Origin of the sequence: Metabacillus herbersteinensis (genome assembly GCF_042433335.1) — a bacterium.
GTDB classification, from domain to species: Bacteria; Bacillota; Bacilli; order Bacillales; family Bacillaceae; genus Metabacillus; species Metabacillus herbersteinensis.
In genome coordinates, this window is the sequence record NZ_JBHLVO010000023.1 from 51,168 (window position 1) to 73,146 (window position 21,979).

General features: G+C 37.2%; 18 protein-coding genes, 1 tRNA gene and 2 pseudogenes. 12 read left to right on the forward strand and 9 right to left on the reverse strand.

The annotated features are described in order from the left end of the window. Positions 1–935 precede the first annotated feature (935 nt). Positions 936–2,123 (forward strand): MalY/PatB family protein, encoded by a 1,188-nt coding sequence (locus tag ACFFIX_RS20190; RefSeq protein ID WP_378937256.1) that lies wholly within the window; start codon positions 936–938, stop codon positions 2,121–2,123. Here the strand turns inward: ACFFIX_RS20190 and ACFFIX_RS20195 are convergent. Beyond that, on the reverse strand, positions 2,077–2,361 hold the full coding sequence (locus tag ACFFIX_RS20195) for a hypothetical protein (RefSeq protein WP_378937258.1): 285 nt from the start codon (positions 2,359–2,361) through the stop codon (positions 2,077–2,079). The two genes, ACFFIX_RS20190 and ACFFIX_RS20195, sit on opposite strands and share 47 nt — an antisense overlap. 620 nt (positions 2,362–2,981) lie before the next feature. Then, positions 2,982–3,434, reverse strand: coding sequence for an ASCH domain-containing protein (locus tag ACFFIX_RS20200; protein WP_378937260.1), 453 nt, complete (start codon positions 3,432–3,434; stop codon positions 2,982–2,984). Positions 3,435–3,838: 404 nt separating this feature from the next. Between ACFFIX_RS20200 and ACFFIX_RS20205 the strand changes: the two genes are divergently transcribed. Both ACFFIX_RS20205 and ACFFIX_RS20210 read left to right on the forward strand, forming a co-directional pair. Next, the gene (locus ACFFIX_RS20205) at positions 3,839–3,982 is read left to right on the forward strand and encodes a hypothetical protein (protein WP_378937261.1); all 144 of its coding nucleotides are present in this window, start codon (positions 3,839–3,841) and stop codon (positions 3,980–3,982) included. Positions 3,983–4,170: 188 nt separating this feature from the next. Then, positions 4,171–7,386 carry a M36 family metallopeptidase gene (locus ACFFIX_RS20210; protein ID WP_378937263.1) on the forward strand — a complete coding sequence of 1,072 codons (3,216 nt, stop codon included), beginning with the start codon at positions 4,171–4,173 and terminating at the stop codon, positions 7,384–7,386. A gap of 165 nt (positions 7,387–7,551) precedes the next feature. Here ACFFIX_RS20210 and tnpC read toward each other — a convergent pair. The 3 genes and pseudogenes from tnpC to ACFFIX_RS20225 all read right to left on the reverse strand — a co-directional run. Then, positions 7,552–8,355, reverse strand: a pseudogene (gene tnpC / locus ACFFIX_RS20215) (IS66 family transposase); the annotation flags it as partial. 20 nt (positions 8,356–8,375) lie between these two features. After that, positions 8,376–8,780, reverse strand: a complete 405-nt coding sequence (locus ACFFIX_RS20220) for a hypothetical protein (RefSeq protein WP_378937265.1) — start codon at positions 8,778–8,780, stop codon at positions 8,376–8,378. Positions 8,781–9,019: 239 nt separating this feature from the next. Next, positions 9,020–9,403, reverse strand: a complete 384-nt coding sequence (locus ACFFIX_RS20225; RefSeq protein WP_378937267.1) for a VOC family protein — start codon at positions 9,401–9,403, stop codon at positions 9,020–9,022. Positions 9,404–10,060: 657 nt separating this feature from the next. Here ACFFIX_RS20225 and ACFFIX_RS20230 point away from each other — a divergent pair. The 6 genes from ACFFIX_RS20230 (at position 10,061) to ACFFIX_RS20255 (ending at position 15,217) form a co-directional block, all read left to right on the forward strand. Further along, entirely contained in the window at positions 10,061–10,375 is a 315-nt protein-coding gene (locus ACFFIX_RS20230; protein WP_378937268.1) for a PTS sugar transporter subunit IIB, read from the forward strand. A gap of 5 nt (positions 10,376–10,380) precedes the next feature. Next, positions 10,381–11,700 (forward strand): PTS cellobiose transporter subunit IIC, encoded by a 1,320-nt coding sequence (gene celB, locus ACFFIX_RS20235; RefSeq protein ID WP_378937270.1) that lies wholly within the window; start codon positions 10,381–10,383, stop codon positions 11,698–11,700. Between the two features lie 9 nt (positions 11,701–11,709). Then, the gene (locus ACFFIX_RS20240; protein ID WP_378937272.1) at positions 11,710–12,036 is read left to right on the forward strand and encodes a PTS sugar transporter subunit IIA; all 327 of its coding nucleotides are present in this window, start codon (positions 11,710–11,712) and stop codon (positions 12,034–12,036) included. 6 nt (positions 12,037–12,042) lie between these two features. Further along, positions 12,043–13,359: a 6-phospho-beta-glucosidase gene (locus ACFFIX_RS20245; RefSeq protein WP_378937302.1), complete on the forward strand. Its 1,317-nt coding sequence runs from the start codon at positions 12,043–12,045 to the stop codon at positions 13,357–13,359. A gap of 105 nt (positions 13,360–13,464) precedes the next feature. Beyond that, positions 13,465–14,169, forward strand: a complete 705-nt coding sequence (gene chbG / locus ACFFIX_RS20250) for a chitin disaccharide deacetylase (RefSeq protein WP_378937274.1) — start codon at positions 13,465–13,467, stop codon at positions 14,167–14,169. A gap of 178 nt (positions 14,170–14,347) precedes the next feature. Continuing rightward, complete coding sequence (locus tag ACFFIX_RS20255; RefSeq protein ID WP_378937276.1) at positions 14,348–15,217, forward strand: dimethylarginine dimethylaminohydrolase family protein; 870 nt, start codon at positions 14,348–14,350, stop codon at positions 15,215–15,217. Between the two features lie 26 nt (positions 15,218–15,243). On the opposite strand, the gene ACFFIX_RS20260 is transcribed toward ACFFIX_RS20255, so the two are convergent. Continuing rightward, entirely contained in the window at positions 15,244–15,699 is a 456-nt protein-coding gene (locus ACFFIX_RS20260) for an SRPBCC family protein (RefSeq protein ID WP_378937278.1), read from the reverse strand. A 183-nt stretch (positions 15,700–15,882) separates the two neighbouring features. On the opposite strand from ACFFIX_RS20260, the gene ACFFIX_RS20265 reads away from it, so the two are divergent. Continuing rightward, positions 15,883–16,950, forward strand: coding sequence for a DUF3900 domain-containing protein (locus ACFFIX_RS20265; RefSeq protein WP_378937280.1), 1,068 nt, complete (start codon positions 15,883–15,885; stop codon positions 16,948–16,950). 391 nt (positions 16,951–17,341) lie between these two features. Here ACFFIX_RS20265 and ACFFIX_RS20270 read toward each other — a convergent pair whose 3' ends face one another. Beyond that, on the reverse strand, positions 17,342–18,046 hold the full coding sequence (locus ACFFIX_RS20270; protein WP_378937282.1) for a hypothetical protein: 705 nt from the start codon (positions 18,044–18,046) through the stop codon (positions 17,342–17,344). A gap of 528 nt (positions 18,047–18,574) precedes the next feature. Then, positions 18,575–18,675, reverse strand: a tRNA-Ser gene (locus ACFFIX_RS20275). Between the two features lie 714 nt (positions 18,676–19,389). On the opposite strand from ACFFIX_RS20275, the gene ACFFIX_RS20280 reads away from it, so the two are divergent. After that, positions 19,390–19,587, forward strand: coding sequence for a hypothetical protein (locus ACFFIX_RS20280; RefSeq protein WP_378937284.1), 198 nt, complete (start codon positions 19,390–19,392; stop codon positions 19,585–19,587). A 148-nt stretch (positions 19,588–19,735) separates the two neighbouring features. Here the strand turns inward: ACFFIX_RS20280 and ACFFIX_RS20285 are convergent, their stop codons facing one another. Beyond that, complete coding sequence (locus ACFFIX_RS20285; protein ID WP_378937286.1) at positions 19,736–21,292, reverse strand: ABC-F family ATP-binding cassette domain-containing protein; 1,557 nt, start codon at positions 21,290–21,292, stop codon at positions 19,736–19,738. Between the two features lie 366 nt (positions 21,293–21,658). On the opposite strand from ACFFIX_RS20285, the pseudogene yxiS reads away from it, so the two are divergent. After that, positions 21,659–21,957, forward strand: a pseudogene (yxiS, locus tag ACFFIX_RS20290) (protein YxiS). Positions 21,958–21,979: the final 22 nt, after the last annotated feature.

Here is a 21,979-nt window from a genome sequence, read left to right on the forward strand (position 1 = left end):
TAATAGACTGAAAGTTAAAATATTTGTAGATTAAGATCTGAAAAATTACATTCTTACAGCATCGAGAATTTCCTGTATTGTCTGATACATACCTATTATGAATATTTGTTTCAGAAAACAGTTCGTAATCACTTTTTGCCAGTTCTAGATTCATTATTGATGTAAGTATAGGTGTAGGATTCCCCTCCTGAAATAATGCACTTCCGAATCTTAATGGAATTAAACATATTGTTAAAATAAATAACAAAAGCATTACCAATAAGAACTTTTACAAATCCATCCCCCCCCTCGAATGTACGGTACTATTCTTCTATACTTTAACAAAAATTCCGGATTCCTTCTTCAACTATCCCGTTACTTAAATAAGAAAAAAGCCCTACTCCTTACTGAAGTACCACACAATGGTACTAACGCCATAGGCTGCAACTAATCCGATTCGTATGTTATAGGCTTTGCGTATTGATCTTCTCGAGCTTACTGTTGAATAATTACCATTGATTTCATGCCTGGCCTCTCTAAATTAACGTATAACATAACGGGGAGCCGGCTTCTTGAGTTAATGACCCCCATTTTTAGTGCTGGAAGTACCATGCCGCCCACAAGGTGATGTAGCCGGTCAAATTAATGTTGGCAATGGAACCTGGACTCAAGATCTGACGGAGAGGTTTACTGAAAGAGTTCTACGAATCGTAAGCAGACATAAAGCGTTTAATGGAATAACTAAATCTGAATACACATCCTTTTCTCCGGCTGTCGCTAATTCAAATATCACGGTGGCGCACACGACCTTTCAATTTCCCTTTAAATGCGTGACAGGCACAATACTCAGGAAAAATTTGTAAGGTTTCAGGTTCTTTTTTTTGTGCTTATAGTTTGGTAAATAGTATAGTTGGAGATAAATACGATATTTATAACTAGAGAAAGGTTGGATTTAAATGAAATATAACTTTGATGAAATAGTAAATCGGAGAGGGACCTATTCAGTAAAATGGGATGGCGGAGAGTTAATTAAAGAATTTGGCTTGACTGAAAGATATGATGAAGAGACTATACCTTTATTTACTGCAGACATGGATTTACCTGTACCTCAAGCCTTGATTGATGCTTTACATAAAACCGTGGATCATAAAATTTTTGGTTACTCAATATTTCCTAATGAGTACTATGAAGCCATACAACATTGGTTTAAAAAGCGACATGATTGGGAGATCAAGAAGGAAGAAATCATCTATAGCCCTGGAACGGTCCATGCATTAAATATTGCAGTAAGAGCTTTTACCAATCCAGGTGATGGGATCATTATTCAGCGCCCAGTTTACCCGCCTTTTACATCGGTGACAGAAGGTAATGGTAGAAAAATAAGAAATAATGCTCTTAAATGTGATAATGATGGGTATTATTCGATCGATTTTGATGATTTTGAAGCAAAAGCAAAAGAAGAAAAGACGAAAATGTTTATTTTATGTAATCCTCACAATCCTACAGGAAGAATATTTAATGTGAATGAACTCAAGAAAATATCCGATATTTGTGCAAAAAATGGTGTCCTTATCGTAGCAGACGAAATACACGGCGATTTAATTAGACGTGATCAAACCTTTACACCAATCGCAAAAGCTGCGGACAATACTGATCATATTATCACGTTAACCGCTATCAACAAAACATTTAATGTAGCAGGTCTTCATTGTACAAATACGATCATCCCAAACTCAGAGCTTAGAAAAATATTCGGTAAAGAAATGGGCTTTCAATTAGCATCGCCATTTACAATATCTGCACTCATCGCTGTATACAATGAGGGGGAAGATTGGTTAGAGCAACTGAAAGAATATATTGACGGCACCATGGAATGGGCTGTTAATTTCTTAGCTGAAAGAATGCCGAAAGTGAAAGTGAGAATTCCAGAAGGCACTTATATTATGTGGATGGATTTTAGCGAATATGGCCTTACACCAGAAGAAGTCCATGATCGCATCTATAACAAAGCGAACGTATTATTAGAAGATGGCGGCATGTTTGGAGAAGAAGGTGTACAATATCAAAGAATTTGTATTCCATCGCCAAGACCGATTATTAAGGAAGCATTCGAAAGGATTGCCAGAGAATTTGAGCAGGAATAGGTGCAAGGCACCTATTCCTGCTCGTTTCAGCATCTGCTTTGACATACATAGCCAGCATTAGCAACAAGCCTGGTATGTAAACGACAATCAATATCACGACTGCTGTTTGGAAACTCACATAATCATGATCACCGTCCAAATAGCATAATAAGAGAAACACAACAGCAAAAGTACCAGTATTCCACCATAAACCGCGAAGCAACTGCTTATCCTCCAATGCACGGATCTGCTTCAGCATCCTTTTCACTTCCCTAGTCCAAATTTATCCTTATTTTAAAAACACAATGATGATGGTAGTCTTTTCTATTTTTCTACTTTTATCCTTATCGTCAATATGCTCGATCTTCAACAATCTGGCCCTTTTCATGAAGAAAGACGCTTTCCTTATTTCAGAAAAGCGCCCGATAACGGAAGATCGTTTTGCAATACACTTGGTGCGGTAATATTGCTGCAGAAACGCCCCAGATAATTAAAGAAACATGACTTGTGTTATTAACAATATAGTACTACTGTTCAACGCCTATTCATTTAATAAGAAGATAGTCTAATTGTTTTGATTTCTTTACTCCATTACTAAAATTGTATGGATGTCACGTTAAATGTTATCTTCTTTGTTCCATTTGGTACTTTTACCCAAATTCCATCCTTAGGGTAATCAGTGTAAAAGCTAAGTATTTCAGGGGCTTGAAATTTATTGGTGGAGTAGGTTAGCTTATACTGCCCATTATCGAAACAGAAAAGGGATTGCCACAGCATTCCCTATCTTAAATATAAGCGCCCGATTGCGGAAGATCACTAAAGCCTCTATTAGCTGGTTTTGTCATAATATTATTGTATTTGCCATCTATAAACATTCTTCTATTTCTTTACATCAACCAATTCAAATCGCTCACAAACTAACATCATATCCTCTGTATATTCACGACCTATTTTACTTAGCTCTGCCTTAAAAAATTCTTCATGAACATCCTTCCAATAACGATATGTTTTATCTCCTTCTCCCTCTGCAATAGCAAAATCTTCAGGAACTTTGTTCATCGGCATAATCTCGACTTCTAGTGTTTTAATGATTGCAACTGGTAGATCCTTGCTATTTAGAATGATGCTATAGTCCCCAAAAGAAGGTATTTGTTCATTTTCCAATTCATAATTAATAAGTGCTGAACATGTAGCTGTTTTTATACCGTCAATCACTAATTGAGCTAAATGATCAGGATTACCTCCAAATTGCCACGCACTAACAGACTTAGGCTTTCCTCTACCTTGACCCTCCCAATATGCAGTCCAATACCTTTTAGCTAACTGATTCATTATTTTGTCTCCCGTACTTTTTAAACATATTGTAGCAAAAATTTATGAACTTTTCTGAATAATCTATGCTATTAAAAATAACACTTACCTTATTTCAGATAAGCGCCCGATTGCTTAAGATCGATCTTATAAGGTATTAGCCAAAGATTTTCCAGAAAAGCTCCCCTTTAATAGGATTTAAAAGGCATAAAGCATTTCAACATAATCAAAGCCCCCGCAAATTCATCGACCCTATACCTTCTTTAATATCATATATTTTGCTTTTTTTATCACCACTAACAAGGTTTATTTTTTAAATTTTCTTAATATGATATCATTAATTAAAAGATAACGGAAAAAGGAGACAGCCCAATGTAAACACCCCCTATAAATTAGACAACTGAATAAAGCAAAGGAGCATTTATATGGGGAAAAAATCGTTTCGTTTATTATGGATCGGACAAACGATGGCAAATGCTGGTGATATTTTATATATCGTGCCTGTTCCCTTTTTTAATTTGTCGGAGACAATTTGGTGGAAATATTTTATATTTATTGAGTTTTATTGATTCTATGCAACGTTAGTGGGCACTCGAACAACTTCTCCCTATTACTACTAAAACACTATACCTCCCTACTACAATGTATGTGTTTTACTAAAACCTATTGAGTATTTGTTGATTTTTGGGTAGGAATTAATATTAAATTTACGAATTCTTTTAAAGATCAACATTTTTAAAAGAAAAGGGGATTTAATATGGGTAATAAGAAAAAAGTATTCTCAGTATTGGGTACCGCCGTTTTAGCGAGCTCATTGTTTATTCCAATGTACTCGCAAGCAGTAAATGTGAATCCATTAGTTGAAACAAATGTAATGGATACGCATAACCATGAACAGTTATACGATATTCGAAATGTGTTAAATGGCGTAATTCCCTCAAAGGAACAGTTGCTCGCAACGAATAAATTAATCGAATCAATTGGAAGCGGTGCAAGAGTTCAGTGGAACACGATGTTTGGAACACCTTCATCAATTGTAAAGGATAAGGGGTATTTAACGAAACCTACGACTGGTGATGCTGAGACCATTGCTCGTCAATGGTTAAAAAACAATGCAGAAGTATTCGGGCTAACTTCCAATGACATTGATTCACTGCAAGTTATTCGAAACTATAAATTGCCTGGTACAGGGCTTCAGCCAGTTACTTTCCAACAGTCATTTGACGGAATACAGACAATCTTTGGTGGACGTGTGATCGTAGCAGTAAACAAAACTGGGCAAATATTATCGGTTACAAGCAATGTTACAAAAGCAAAGTCTTTCATAAATGATTTTACTTTAACAGAAACTGATGCACTTAAAAAAGTGGTTTCTTTAGAATCTCCCTCTTTAGCTTACACACCTGCTTTACTAGGCCAAGAAAATGGTTGGGATGTTTTTGATGGTGCTAAAGTTCTCCCTACCAAACAATATGTGAAAAAAGCTGTCTTTGCAAAAGGAGATGAAATTAGACCTGTTTACCGTGTGTTATATATTGAAGAACTTCAAAAGGGATCAGAAGTAATCATCGATGCAAAATCCGGAGAAAGGTTATATGAACGTTCACTGGCTCAACATTTAGATCCAGAAGGTTCTGTATTTGAAAATTATCCTGGTGCTAATGCAGGAGGAACCCTAGTCACGAAATCTTTTAAAGGAGATGCTACTGCATCACCGAATGGGTGGTTACTTCCGACAAGTGACCTAGGCGTAACGACACTCGGAAATAATGCGAGTTCCTTTGCAAACTGGAGTAACTTTATAGCTCCTGCCGATCAAGCGGTTCGTCCAGTAAGCCCATTAGGTCAGTTTAAATATCCATTCACAAATGCTTGGCAAAACACAAATGGTCAAACAACACCCCCTTCGTATGCTGATGATGTGAACAGTGCAACAACAAGCTTATTTTACCATCACAATCTATTTCATGATTATTTCTATAACCTTGGATGGGTTGAAGGCGCTGGTAATCTTCAAACAACGAACTTTGGTAAAGGTGGTTCTGAAGGCGATGCCATCATGGGATTGGTTCAAGCAGGAGCACTCTCAGGTGGAGAGCCAACCTATACAGGCCGAGATAACGCATATATGCTAACACTTCCAGATGGACTTCCATCTTGGAGTGGAATGTTCCTATGGGAGCCAATTCCAGGTTCTTTTGAAGGTCAATATGCAGATGGTGATTATGATGCAGGTATTATTTATCATGAATATTCTCACGCCTTATCAACACGATTAGTAGCAGGCGGAGAATCACTTGGTAGTCACCAGTCCGGATCTATGGGTGAAGCATGGGGTGATTGGTTTGCTATGCATTATCTTATCAAAAATGGTTTGCAAGAGAAAGCTGTTGTTGGTGCTTATGTAACTGGCAATGAGGAGCGAGGAATCCGAAGCTGGTCTTTAGAAGAAAGTCCATTACAATATGGAGATATCGGGTTTGACATTATTGGCCCTGAGGTCCATGCTGATGGCGAAATTTGGGCAGCTATCCTTTGGGAAGTAAGGGAAACACTACTTTCAACACTTGGAAAAGAAGAAGGAGAAAAGGTAGTTGAACAATTAGTTGTAGACGCAATGCCGATTTCAGCTCCAAATCCATCAATGGTGGATATGAGAGATGCAATCATTGCAGCTGACACTGCACGTTACGGTGGAAAACATACTGATTTATTATGGTCTGCATTTTCAAAACGTGGGTTAGGTGTTAGCGCGAGTTCAAATGGTGGAAACGATACAGATCCGACTCCTGCATACAATCATCCCACTCAAGATAAAAATGGTATATTCGCAGGTAAATTCATAAATGCAGCGACCAATAAGCCGATTGAAAATGTACGAATCATAATTGGTGAATTTGAGGCAAGAACTAGTCCGGTAGTAAAGACAACGGATAATGGCGCATTTGGAGTACCAATGTTAGCCGGAACTTATGACATTACCATTCAGGCTAAAGGTTTTGGTTCCCGTACGCTTAAAGACTTTAATATAGAGCCCGGGTCAAATAAAGCGCTCAGAATTTCTCTTGAACCAAACGTTGCATCATCATTTAATGGCGCAACAGTTTCTAGTGTATCGAGTGAGTCTGACAGTAATCCTGTTAAAATGGCCATTGATGATACCGAAGCAAGTGTATATGCATCCGAAGTTCAAGAAAATGGCTTTACTGGAGCAGAATTTGTTGTAGATTTAGCGAATGATAAGCCAGTGAAAATTTCAACCGTAAGTGTAAGTGCGTTTAAAGATATTTCAAAAGGACGATTCGCTACAATAAATGATTTCACTTTACTCTCTTCTACAGATGGCGAGAATTGGACTGAGATTGTCGATAGTCGTTTCAATACTGGAAAACCTCGTCCAGCAGCACCTGATTTACACTATAAAGAGTATGAATTAGCTAATACGATTGAAGCGAAGTACCTAAAGCTAGTTGTTAAAAATGCACAAAATAATGCTTCTGGATATGTTCAAGTTGCAGAACTTCAAGCATTTGGTCCTGGTAAAACAAAGATTGCACCACTAACATTAGAGCCAGAAGCACCATTTGTAGCAAATGGTACAGTTTTAGCTGGTAACGCAGGAACTGGAGTCGGAAGTCTTGCTGGAGTAGATGCAACACTTGCTGTGACAGAAAATGAATTTGTTACGACTCAAAACCCAAACCCAACGACTCAAGGTGTTGATGGATATGTCGTGACATTACCTGCACCATATGGTGACGGAATTCATACGTTTAACGTAACTGGAACTTCGGAAAGTGCATATGATTATGATGTGTTCTTCTATAATAAGAACTTTGAAGTCATTGGTTCTGTTGCAACTTCTGGAGCTGATGAAACTGGTGTAATTCCAGGCGGTACAGCGTATGTATATGTAGGTCTATACAGCGGAACAAACGTACCATTTACATTTACTGCATTAAGTCCGAATTAATTATTTAATATCCGTAAACAAGCCACCCCCATTAACTATTGAAATGGGGGGCTTGTTTTTTTGACATTGTACTTAGTGACAGGTACCTATTATGTTAAATAGATAGATGGAAAGTAAGCGTCAAATAAGGCCCACTTATACTTAGGCGGGCCATTTATATATATTCTAATTAGTTTTAATTGATAAACGACACTCTTCTGGAGTGTTCTCCGACCATGGAAGAAGCTGATCAAGTACGGACTCATCAGACAGATCCATCAACGGAAGTTGTTCAAATACATAGGTTAGGTAATTGAGCGGAATCAGTCCATCCTCTTTAGCCGTCTCTATGATGCTGTATATGATGGCACTTGCCTGGGCACCTTTCATCGAGTGGGCGAAAAGCCAGTTCTTTCGTCCAATGACGAATGGCTTGATGGATCGCTCGCTCCGATTGTTATCTAGTTCGAGTTGACCGTCCTCCATAAAGGTAGTGAGTCGTAACCATTGGTTACGACAGTATTTGATGGCTTGCCCCAATGTACTTTTCGGTGTGACACGTGCACTTTGCGTTTTTAGCCAAGTTGAAAAAGCATCCAGCACCGGCTGACTGCGTTCAAGACGGATTTTCAAACGTTCTTGAGGACTAGCATCCTTGGAAGCACGCTCGATTTCGAACAATTGGTTGCAGAAACGAAGCCCTTCTTCTGCAGCCGTGGGCGTCTCATTGTTCTTGGCTTCGGGAGGAAGAGCTGTTAATGCCTTGTCAAACTTTCGACGTGCGTGAGCCCAACATCCTACTAGCTTCACCTTGGGGAGATCATTATATCCCTGATAACCATCCACATGAAGGTATCCTTCAAAACCGGATAGGAAAGCTTCTGGATGCTTGCCCGCACGGGTCTGACGATAGTCGAACAAGATGTTTGGTGGAGCATCACTACCTGTTCTGTACAACCACATGTAAGATTTTGAAGTGGCAGGACGTCCAGTTTAAGTAACGCACCCGTTTACTTAAATAAAATGTTTTTTAAGGCTTTTGCATTATCTTTGTCTAACTCGCCGTAACCTTCTTTTTCATCATTACTGATAATTGTTGCTGTACCTGCATCCTCATTAAACCAGATTTCATATTCGTATAATCTTTCAGGCATATTTTTCTCAACTTCATAAAAGAAAATTGCTTTTACCTCTGCTTCTCTAGCCATACTAGGTACTTTATTTGGTTCCCATTTGACCTGTTCTGATAAATTTTCTAATAAATCTAAAGTATCTTTATCTTGAATGTGAGTATCGCCTTGATTTTCTATAAACATATCCATTCTTGTTAATTCTCCCTTTCCTTCTGTTGTGCAGCCTACCAATAAAAAAATAAAAACAGAAATAAAGGCAAAAGACATCATTATTTTTTTCATTTCATCATACACCTCCATAAATTTAGACGGTTTACATTGCATAAAGTTCCGTTTTTTTAATTATCCTCCCCCGTTAGCACAATAAGAAAAAGCTGCCCCATAGACAGCTTCGATTTTTCGCTAAAGCACCCGCTCAAACAAGAAAAAGTTACCCTTTTCAAGAACAAAAGCGCAAGCGCCTTGGTCAGCCCCGACAAGCATAAGGCGATTCTAAATTGAAGGCGTTCTTTGCCTTCAATTTAGAATTGACTGAGTGCACAGATCGCACCGACCGGATATTCGATGACAGCATAACTGCCTCGACCCTCACCTTGAGGCTCAGTAAGAACTTTGCCGCCAAGATTACGACACTCTTCCAGACTTGCTGGTAAATCCTTAACTCCAAAATAAACGAGCCACGCCAGGGGAAGATCAGCAAGACTTCCTGCTCTTTGACAAATACCCGCCACGGGTTGCCCGTCAGTAGTTGTCATAAAGTAGTCGGTGTAATCCCCCCTTTTGTATTCACTATGCTCCCATCCGATGACTTTCTTGTAAAAATCACGTACTACCTCTGATTGATTAACGGTTACATCAGCCGAAAGGATTGTACCAGGGGGAAAAAAGTTTTGATCTTCTTTCATTAGTAAACCTCCTCGTATTAAATAAAGTCTTTAATAATCATGTCCACTCCTGTTTTTAGTTAAATCTAATATGTTCTAAGTATTCCATAGCCTTATGATATTTGGTATCGTCAACTGTATACTCTGCGTTATAAAAGATATCATATCGTTTGTTGCTGCTCAGCACGTTAGCGGACAAAACAATAGAGGTTGCAGAAGCAACAGCGCTATTAAGCTATCGGTCCCCGTTAGTAATATTAATTGTACTCCACCTCACTAGATTCAAACAAATGATTCATTGTACAAAACTGCACCGTTAGTTTGAGTACATTCCTTCACAATTTCTTTACTTATTTAACATAAATATCCGTATTATATTGTAAACTTAAATAAAAAACAATTGATATCCACATACCTCAAATGGCCCCAACAGCCCACTTTTATCCTTTAAACAACAATCCAAAGTATGCTAACGCTGAGATTTGATCTCCATACTCATTTTGTATCCTCTCTCTTAAATATTTTCTGAAACCACTAAATCTCAAAAATTTAGCTACCTTCCTGCGATGAAAATATAAAAAGCTATACATATTTTTTAAAAACCTCCATAAATATCAGTAAGCTCTTATCATTTTCAAATTTTAATGAAAACGCTTACAAAGAAAGGAGGGTTTACAGATGAACATTTTATTGTGTTGCGCAGCAGGTATGTCTACTAGTCTTTTAGTCTCTAAAATGGAAGCTAGTGCAAAAGATCAAGGGCTGGAATGCAAGATTTGGGCGGTTGGTGCAAGCGAAGTTAACAATCATATTGAGAATGCAGATGTTCTATTACTTGGTCCGCAAGTTCGGTATTTACTCCCTCAGTTAAAAACAGTTGGTCAAACCCGAGGAATACCTGTAGATTCAATCAACATGTTGCACTATGGCACGTGTAATGGAAAGGAAGTTTTGAATTTTGCTTGTGGATTGATCCAATCTAATAAGGGGTGACAGGTATGGGGAAATTCGGTCAATTTTTCGAGGGTAAATTCATGGCAACTGCTGCAAAGATAGCTGGGCAAAGACATCTTCAAGCTTTACGTGATGGAATTATCTTAACCATGCCCCTTATTATTATTGGTTCAGTTTTCTTAATTCTAGGATTCTTGCCTATTCCTGGTTATGCAGATTTTATGGCAAAAACGTTCGGTGATCAATGGTTAACAAAGATGCTTTACCCTGTTGGAGCTACATTTGACATCATGGCATTGATTGCTTCCTTTGGAATTGCGTATCGCTTGGCAGAAAAATACGCAGTAGATGCATTAACTGCTGGCGCAATATCTGTGGCAACTTTCTTGCTGGCTACCCCATATCAAGTACCGTTTTTAGCTGATGGAGCTACTGAGGCTATTATGGTGGGTGGAGCCATCCCTTCTGCTTTAATGGGAAGTAAAGGTCTCTTTGTTGCAATGCTACTCGCAATTTTTTCAACCGAAATATACCGAATTATCGTTCAAAAGAAAATTGTTATTACGATGCCAGATGGTGTCCCTCCTGCTGTTAGTAAATCGTTTATCGCGTTAATTCCAGGTTTTATCATCATTACAATTGTCTGGATTCTTCGTTTAATCGTTGAAAATACCTCTTTCGAAAGTCTACACAATATCGTTGGAGAATTGCTAGGCAAGCCGCTTGGAGTATTAGGTGGTAGTTTAATAGGTAGTCTTGTCGCAGTCATTTTAATTCAGCTACTATGGTCGTGTGGATTACACGGAGCAAGTATTGTCGGAGGAGTTATGGCTCCAATTTGGTTAACTTCAATGGACCAAAATCGACTAGCCTACCAAGCTGGTGATGCTTTACCCAATATCTTCACCCAACAATTTTTTGATATCTTCATTTATGTCGGCGGATCAGGTGCTACCTTGTCCCTCGTGTTCTGTATGTTGTTCCTTGCCAAAAGTCAGCAAATGAAACAATTAGGCCGCTTATCGATTGGGCCAGGGCTATTTAATATTAATGAGCCCGTAACATTTGGGATGCCAATAGTAATGAACCCAATATTAGTCATTCCGTTCATTCTAACTCCGATCGTCATTACAATTGTTACCTACATTGGAATGTCAACAGGTCTTGTTGCAAGACCAGCGGGAATCGCAGTTCCTTGGACAATGCCTCCAATTATTGGTGGATATTTGGCAGCAGGAGGCAAAATATCCGGACTTTTCATGCAGCTAATTAATATGATTATCGCTTTTTGTATTTATTATCCTTTCTTCAGAATTTGGGATAAACAAAAGTTCACTGAAGAAAATCAAACTACATCCTCATAAGGAGTTATCATGAACAAAGAAGAGTTGTATCAAATTTCGTTTCATTTAATTGCTCATAGTGGAAACGCTAGAAGTCTTGCTATGGAAGCAATAGGAGAGTCTAAACAAGGTGATTTTGTAAGCGCATTAAATAAATTGCAAGATGCGGATCAAGAATTCATTCATGCTCACCGCTATCAAACGGAGTTAATTCAAAAAGAAGCGAACGGTGAAAATTACGATCTACCTATAATCCTAATTCACGCCCAAGATCATTTAATGACAGCACTGACCGTTAAGGATTTGGCTAAAGAATTTGTTGAAATTTATCAAAAGATTCACAATCAGGAGGGATAATTAGTGATACAGAACAAACACTTAAAGATTGCTACGATTGGTGGTGGTTCCTCCTATACACCTGAATTAATTGAAGGCTTTATTCGTAGGTTTGATGAATTACCAGTTTCGGAGATTTGGTTAGTAGACATTGAAGAAGGCAGAGAAAAATTAGAGATTGTTGGCAACTTAGCTAAACGGATGGTAGAAAAAGCTGGACTTCCCATCTCTATTCACTTAACACTTAATCGAAAAGAAGCATTACAAAATGCAGACTTTGTCACAACCCAATTTCGAGTTGGGTCATTAGACGCGCGTGCAAAGGACGAAAAGATCCCACTAAAATATGGTGTACTAGGGCAAGAAACAAACGGTCCAGGGGGATTATTTAAAGGGCTTCGGACCATTCCAGTTATATTAGAAATCTGTCAAGAGATGGAGAAATTGTGTCCTGATGCATGGTTAATCAATTTTACCAATCCAGCGGGAATGGTAACTGAAGCTGTCTTGCGTTATAGCAACATAAAAAAAGTCGTTGGATTGTGTAATGTTCCGATCGGAATGGAAATGGGAGTAGCTAAATTATTAGATGTTGAACATTCACGGATTCGGATAAATTTTGCTGGACTTAATCATATGGTATATGGTCTTGATGTATTTCTAGATGGTGTGAGTGTGAAGGAGCAAGTAATCAGTTTAATTACAGATCCTAAATCTTCAATCAAGATGCAAAATATTGTCGCTCTAGGCTGGGAACCAGAATTTTTAAAAGCATTAAATATCTTCCCATGTCCTTATCATCAATATTATTATAAAACCAAGGATATGGTCGAAAAGGAAACACGGAACGCGGAAACAATTGGAACACGCGCAGAGGTTGTAAAAGAATTAGAAAGTGAGTTATTTGAACTCTATAAAGATCCTAACTTATCGATTAAGCCTCCCCAATTAGAAAAGCGTGGTGGTGCTTATTATAGTGATGCAGCGGTTCGGTTAATCACTTCTATTTATACCGATAAATGTGACATTCAACCAGTGAACACCATAAATAACGGTGCAATCGCCAGTATACCAAATGAATCTGCGGTTGAAATTAGCTCCGTTATTACGAAGGATGGACCAAAGCCGATAGCAATCGGTGATTTACCTGTAGCCGTTCGTGGTTTAGTTCAACAAATTAAGTCGTTTGAACGAGTGGCGATAGAAGCAGCTGTTACAGGAGATTATAATACCGCTTTACTGGCCATGACGATCAATCCACTTGTTGCGTCAGATCGTGTTGGCAAGGAAATCTTAGATGAAATGCTTGAGGCCCATAAAAACTATTTGCCTAGTTTTTTTTGATAGTAAATGAGCCCACGAGCCCGTTTAGCGAAGTATGGTGAAAAGAATCTAAAAAGGTAGCGTTCCGCTACCTTTTGTATGAATAATTAGAAACCGGAGGAACGAATGATACAATTAATTGTAAATGCAGATGATTTTGGCTATAGTCGTGCTGTAAACCATGGTATTATTGATAGTCATGTGAACGGGATTGTAAACTCTACTACTATTATGATGAATATGCCTGGTACAGAGCATGCTATACAGCTTTCAAAGGAACATCCTACATTGAAAGTTGGTATTCATTTGGTGTTAACCTGCGGGAAGCCTTTGTTGAATAATGTACCCAGTTTAGTTAATGAACAAGGTAATTTTAAAAAGTTATCCTCGCTATCTAATTATAATGGTGTTAACACCGATGAAGTTTATCAAGAATGGTCCGCACAAATCGAACGAGCATTATCATATGGAATCAACCTAACACATTTTGATAGTCATCATAATGTTCATGGCATAAAAGAACTTGCGTCAGTTGTTCATAAATTAGCTACTACTTACAAATTACCTGTGAGAAACTCCCTCCAACTTCCTGAAGGTGTTCAAGCTTTTACAGATGTATTTCTACACGATTTTTATGGAGAAACTGTAGTTGTTGATTATTTTGATAAGCTGCTAGACAAGGTTACTGATGGTAAAAGTGTCGAGGTGATGTGTCACCCTGCTTATTTGGATAACGAAGTATTACTCGGTTCTTCTTATAATGTTGACCGGCTAAAGGAATATGATATTTTAACCAGTACTGTCCTTCCTGCAAATATTGAACTAATTTGAATTTTGACTTTATAACTTGTAGAAGATTATTTCTTCTACAAGTTTTTGTGAATTTTTCGGCAATTCTGAAAATGCCCCCTTCTATTCAGTGGCCGTTCCTTTTGTTACCAATTCCATTCATATTTGCACTCTAATAGGTCATCCTATAGGTAAATAAACTACACCTGGAGGCCTCATATTGTTACCAATTTCCGAAAACCAACATAGAACATACTGTTATAGCGAATATGACACATTGAAAGAGGTCATTTTATGTGAACCAAAACATATGAAAATTCGAGCGATGATCAATGACACTCAAAAAAAGTTTAAAGATGTAGGAATACATATAAAGATTGCAATGGAACAGCATGAAAAATTCGTACATACTTTAAAAAAACAAGGCGTTCATGTGATCCTCCTCCCCACTGAAGATAACTTCCCAGAGCAAGTGTTTACACGTGATATAGGGTTTACGCTAGGTCCAACAACCTTTGTTGCTGAAATGGCGGAAAATGTACGAATAGGCGAAGAACAGTTGTTAAAAACCTGGTTGGAAGACGAGAAAATATCTTATTACAATCTAATTGGAGACAAAATTGAAGGTGGAGATGTACTCATCGATCGAAACTCAATCTATGTAGGAATCAGTAACAGAACAAATAAAAAGGCAATTAATCATTTAAAAAATCTGCTAAGTAAATATGAGGTACATGCAGTTCCTTTTACAGAAAAATACTTACATTTAGATTGTGTTTTTAATATCCTTTCCCCTAATGAAGCATTAATCTATCCAGAAGCATTTCATAAAAAAGAAAGAGAGTTCCTTGCTTCTCGGTATGAATTGATTGAGGTTTCTAAGGATGAACAATTCACACTTGGTACAAATGTTTTATCTATCGGCAGTAAAAAAGTCTTTAGTTTGCCAGTAAATCATGGTGTCAACGAACAACTACGTAAGCGTGGATATGATGTCATTGAAGTGGATATTACAGAGATAATTAAATCAGGGGGATCGTTTCGGTGTTGTACTCTGCCCGTTTTTCGGGAACGCAAACAAGAAGCTTAAGCCATATGCTTAAGCTTCTTGTTCGTTCATCTGTTAATGATCTCAGTTTCTCTAGCCTTCGCAGCCACAGCTTCTGTTAACTCCTTCGTCATCTCTGGGAGGTTTTTGTTTAAAATTGAATTGACCATTTTGGAAATTGTACCTTCAGCGGTAATATCTAAACATCCAGTAACTACCGTATTTTTTGAATCGATAGCTTGTGCTTCGAAATATCCACTTCCAACAAACTTCTCATTGATCCCAGTAAGATTAAAGGTGACTTTTGTCGGTTCTTCCCAGCTGATGATCTCAACTTTTAAGTGTACCTTTTTCTTCATAACACCAAGATCACTTTTAAATTTCCATGTGGATTCCTTCTCGTTGATAATTTCATGATTCATATACCCTGGTACAAGTGGTGCCCAATGATCCATTACACTTACAAAACTCCAAACAGATTGGATTGGAAGATCAATACTCACCTTATGTGCATAGTTTGGCATATGGTCCCTCCTCTTGATGACCTATATTTAATTAATTTTCTTCAAAAAAATGTACTATTTTAAAACGTATTCAACAAGTCAAATAGCTATTACTCTATTGAATTTTACGATTTTATAAAATTGACGTATCCTGAATGTTTTTCTATACTTGAGGAACTGAAAAATAAGAAAAAAGGTGATTTTTTGGATTTTGAAATGCGCTATTTATCTTTTTATGTCGTCAATATTGAAGGAAACGAAGATACAACAAATAAATCGTATAAACACTTTCAGACCTTAGATACGACAGAATATGAACAAAGTGCTTTAAAAGACTTTCTCGATGGTGAACTAAAAAAGATTGTCAAACGAAAAGTAGACCGTCATCCTAGATCTGAACAAGTACCTACAAAGCTTGGTTACTTTATCGTCGAGCCAGGCCATGAATTAAATTCAAATCCAAACTACAACCTTTTCCACCGTACACTTATTGCAGAAAATAAAGAAGAATTTATTAAAGGCAGCGAGGAATTCATTCGAGCCTATCTTGATACCAGTGCCGTTCGTGGTGGTGCTTTTATTGTGGCATCTGCAACACCGCGTAAATACTTTGATCACTCCTTTTTATTCATTATGAAATGTGACTTCGAACCAAAAGTAGCGTCAATTTCTGATGAAAAAACACTGATAAAGACCGTGGAAATGGCGATCACAACAAAAAACATGAAATCCATTCAGTATCCATACATGCCTGAAGAAGGAATGGTCGAAACTGGCGAGTTGAAAATTCACCAATCCTCACACGCTCGTTACTTTGAGGACTTCTTAAAATTTGTCGATTACCAAGAATCCATGCCCGAAATTATGAAGACGCAAGTCATGCATATGGTGCAAGAACATGTCCAACAAGTGTACGAGCCTGAAAGTAAGGAACGACTACAGTTTGAACATGAGATGGAAATTTGGGAAGCGAGTCCGAAGCGTGAGATTCAAGAGCGTTTAACGACAGAGCAAGTTGTAGAAGCTTCGGCACAAATTGTTGAGCATACACCAGAGGCTGAGTTGAAGATGAAGCTTGGGGAGACGTCGATTAAAGGTTTGCTTGCTGATTTTGGTGAGAATGTTCATTTAGGGAAGATTAATGGACGGTATGTGTTAGTAGTAGAGGCGGATTCGATTCAGTTTGAGAAAGGTGTTTCACCGATTGAGTTTCATCGGCCGGATGATTTGTTGGAGATTATTGAGCGGATAAGTAGGAAAAGCGTGAAATAGGAGCGTGTGAGGGTTTTTTTGTGTTTTTAATTTTGGGTGTCTCTACCGTAACTTTTACTCTTTAGTGACCAAATTAGTGACCACTCGTACGAGTTGAAAAAGTCTAATAATACAGGGTTTATAGCCGATTTAGTGACCGCATTAGTGACCGCATTAGTGACCAAAAATTATGCTCTTGTCTGTGAAAGGTTTCCTTTTAAAGTATGATTTGTATTATGAAAAAAGCCAGTGGTAATAAATGCTCACTGGCTATATTTTATATAATCATTTAGTTTCTTTATGTTCATCTGAGTATAAAGTAATAGAGATTGCGGGAGTAGTAGTACTAATTCTCATTCCGATATACATTTCAATCATTTTGGTTAAAACTATCCCGCATATCTATTTTTTGTTATTTATTTTGTATAACTCTGAATATCTTCCCTTGCTTGATTGTTAAATTAACCTCCCAACTCTTTTGTGTTATATAATCATTTGGCAATAAAATTTTTTTAGGAGACAAGCTAAACTTAACTGGGGAAAATTTCTCTATAAACCATTTTGTTTTACTAGATAAAATTGTACCAATACTGAATGATACTGCTGTCATAATGCAAAATACTATTTTATTATTTGGAAAAGATAATGGAAGAAGAGTTATGATGAGTCCAACAATAATCAACCAAAAAGTATAAGGGATTTTTGTAAAGAAAGAATACCTCTTTGAATTTCTCTCATCCAAAAATGTATCTATAGTTTTCCAAACATCATCCACCCATTTATCTGCATTTACTGTATTAACCTCTTTGTTCCAACTTTTCTCATCAGCTTGGATGGTAACCAAACAAATTGATTTAGCACATTTCAAGTTAATTTCCCTCGTTGCAGTAAAAGAATATTCATTAAAATTCATTTGAATACTTTCCAATTGTTCCTCTAACTTTTCATTTAATGCTTCCTCAATAGAGGTTTTTTTTACACTCTTATGTTTATCACTTACTTCAATAACTACCTCTAGTTGGTCGGTTTGCATCTTTTTTCTAAATATTTTCTCTAACTCTAAAAAGTCCTCTTTAAAAAGTTTCAAAGAGTTTTTTTCTATTTTTCTCTCAGACATGACTTCCTCCTAAAAACTGAATTATGAATACAACTTAATTATACATCATTACCCATTTTTAGATTATAATTGCATTAAAAATCCTGTCTACTATTTAATGACTTGACTAAGGAAGTCCTTACACATTAAAATCTGTTTTAGTTACAGGGTGTATTGATTGTACACCTACCATCAAATTCAGTAATGCCACCCTTTTATTATTCAGAGTTCTTTCTGTTAGTCCCTCACTCTTCTTTGCAAACAGATAAGCATCATGTAATTGTTGAAAAGTTTGCTCAGTGTTATAGACATCCCTATTTCTACTAACCCTTGCTTTACCTCTGCTCCAGTCCTTGCCATAACTTTGACTCTCCTTCTTGTTATTCCTGAAAACAGAAAAAAGTCCCTAAGAATGCTGTTACACATTCCCAAGGACTTTGGATTCTGACTGATATTCACTGACTACCACACTAGCAGTTAAATTGCTTTACTGTCAAATGTAGGACAGATGTTTAAAAACCAGTCATAGCAGGGTTTCTACTGCATTGATGACCTGTGAGGGATTCGAACCCACGACCCCTTCCCTGTCAAGGAAGTGAAAGTAATCGGATTATAACAGATTTAGTTGGAAAGCGTTGATATAATAGGCCTTTATTTTTTCTATGTATGATATAAACAGATGTAATTGGTGGTAATATGATTGGTTTTGCCACCAGTCTGCCACCAATATACCACCAGTTAGACCCCTTGTGTTACAAGGGTTTAACGAGGGTTATTAAATAAATACCTGATCTACCATTAAGTAAGAAACTAAGTCTGTTACGTTTCTTACTAAAATTACCTTGCGAACTATACTCCAGATGCCTGGTTGCTAATTAATAATTATAAAATATATTTGACGTAGTAGTCGCTTATTTGTAAAAGATGGTGAACAAATCAACCCTCTTCCTCCAATTAAGATGCTATGCTGTCGTGCATAGTGTCTTTGTAGTATTAGTTTGGGCTTATAATCATTACATCATGCCGCCCAACCATCAAGGGCATATAATAGAAGAAAATGTAATAATAAAATCATTGATATAATAGGGTTTTTTCTTTTCGTATAAAATAACTTAAAACAGAATAAAAAAAGACTATGAGCAAAATTATGAGCATTTTATAAAAGCAGTTAGTCAGATTGACTAGCTGCTTTTTTGTTTTCTATTTGTCTTATGTTTTATGTCGTGTTTCTTATAACTTTATAAATTCTTCATGGAGTAAATCAAGGAGATGCAATCTTTATCTACCGCTGATCATAACAATTTCTCGATATGCGATAAACTCATTATTACGTGCGCGGCAAATGTAGGTATTGGCCTGTTACCATGCTTAACGCAGACCATATTGACTCCATTTCAGCAGCGAGAATCATCCTTGCTGAGATTTTGAACAATAACAAAATTGTAGCCGTTGATCAGCTTGACGATGAATTCTTAGAATATGGGAGGCACCCAGGGACAGGCACCTCCTCCCACCAAACATTTACAATTAGTAGAATGGATATAACTCTGTGGAGTCAATAGGTTTCCCCATAGGCACGCCGTGTAAAATCTTGTTTCACTGAAGATTTATGAAATATAAGAAAAAAGGAGAGTAATCATGATCGGCTCTCCTTTTTTACTATTCATATGGGTAGTCAGAAATGGCGACTCCTACTCGGATCGTTCAAGTTTAGATGGCTTTCGTTGTCCATGATTCTACGTCCCAAATATCTGTTACCACGTCTTGGTAAAAATCAGGTTCATGAGAGATAAGGACCACGCTTCCCTTATACGATTTCAAAGCTCGTTTTAGCTCAGCTTTTGCATCTTTATCCAAATGGTTGGTTGGCTCATCAAAAACAAGGATATTGCTTTCTTGGTTAAGGAGCTTACATAACCGGACTTTCGCTTGCTCTCCACCACTTAATACGGATATTTTACTTTCAATATGTTTTCTAGTTAACCCACATCTCGCAAGAGCAGCGCGTACCTGTCCTTGGCTTAACTGAGGAAACGTATTCGATATTTCTTCGATGCACGTGTTTTGATTTTCCGTTTTCACTTCTTGTTCAAAATACCCAATATACTGATGTTCACCGCGTTCAAGTGAACCAGAAAGAGATCTTATTTCTCCGAGCATGCTACGAAGGAGTGTAGTCTTACCAATCCCATTCGCTCCAACTAATGCCACTTTTTGTCCACGCTCTATATAAAGATTTAACGGCTTTGATAGTGGCTCATCGTACCCAATGACAAATTCTTTCGTCTCAACAATTAATTTACCTGAGGTTCTTGCTTCATTAAAGTTGAAATCAGGTTTTGGTCGTTCCTGTGCTATTTCAATAACATCCATTTTATCGAGTTTTTTCTGTCTCGACATGGCAAGGCTGCTGGTAGATGCCCTTGCCTTATTACGGGCTACAAAATCTTTTAAACTAGCAATTTCTGATTGTTGTCTCTTAAAGGCAGCTTCAACTTGTATTTTTTTAGCTTCATAGGCAATAAGGAAATGGTTGTAATCACCCACGTAGCGATTTAATTTCTGATTTTCTAAATGGTAGATCACATTTGCAACGCTATTAAGAAATGGAATATCATGAGAAATTAATAAAAAAGCATTATCGTATTCTTGCAGGTAACGTCTTAACCACTCAATGTGTTGTTCGTCTAAATAGTTTGTAGGCTCATCTAAAAGAAGAATATCTGGTTTCTCAAGTAAAAGCTTGGCTAATAAAACCTTCGTTCGTTGCCCACCGCTTAAATCATGAACATCTTTTTCTAATCCTATACCATCAAGTCCAAGACCACGTGCCACTTCTTCTACCTTAGAATCAATAATATAGAAATCATTATTTGTTAATATGTCTTGTAATGTACCAACTTCCTCTAACAACTTTTCCATTTCTTCAGGTGTAACGTCTGAAATCTTTTCATAAATGGTATTAATATTCGTTTCAACGTCAAAGAGATATTGAAAAGCCGTTTTTAATACGTCACGGATTGACATTCCCTTTTGTAAAACCGTATGTTGATCAAGATAACCGACTCGTTGATGCTTTGACCACTCTATTTTTCCATCGTCAGGCTGAAGTTGCCCTGTAATGATATTCATAAACGTCGATTTACCTTCGCCGTTTGCCCCAATTAAAGCTATATGTTCACCTTTTAACAAGCGGAAGGAAACATTATCAAAGATCGTACGATCGCCAAATCCGTGGTTTAGGTCTGTAACCGTTAATACACTCATATATTTAACCTCATTTAAATTTCATTTTATTTTGTTTCGTTTAGTTTAGTTTAGGAAATAATTATAAAATCGTTCATCTGATTGTTATAGTTCAATATTGAACTATAACACAGAAAATGGAATAGTTGAATGGAGTAAATTTGGAAACAAAGGGACGGTTCTCTTGTTTTCCCCACCCAATGCTTCTTGACTCCAAAGAAATGCAGCATTAGGATCATTTCTTCCACTTCATGCCTTATTGTTGAACTCCCCCGCCTTAAAGGATATTCTTCATAAAAGCTATATTTATCCCTTCTATTTTCCTTTTTCATTCCTGCAGTTTTCACTGTATAATAATCTTGTTAAATCCTTTAAAGGAGAATTTATATGAATCAGAAAGAATTGGAAGAAAAAATAATTGAAAACTACCAAGGTCAAGAAAAGATGATGATCCTCGTCTTTGCGCAGTGGTGCATCAATCATGATCTCGAACCTGAAGAAATCTATCTACGTGCCTATCCCAACCAAAGCGGAACCCGGCATTGAGAGAAGCCATCGAATTAACCGTACCAAAAGATGAAGCCGGTGAAGTATCGGATGAAACTATTATGGGAGTATTATCCTTATTTGGAAATGACGACCTTTCTTTTGTCGTGACAGAGGAAATACAAAAGAGGAAAAAATAAAGATAAAGACGAAATACGTTGT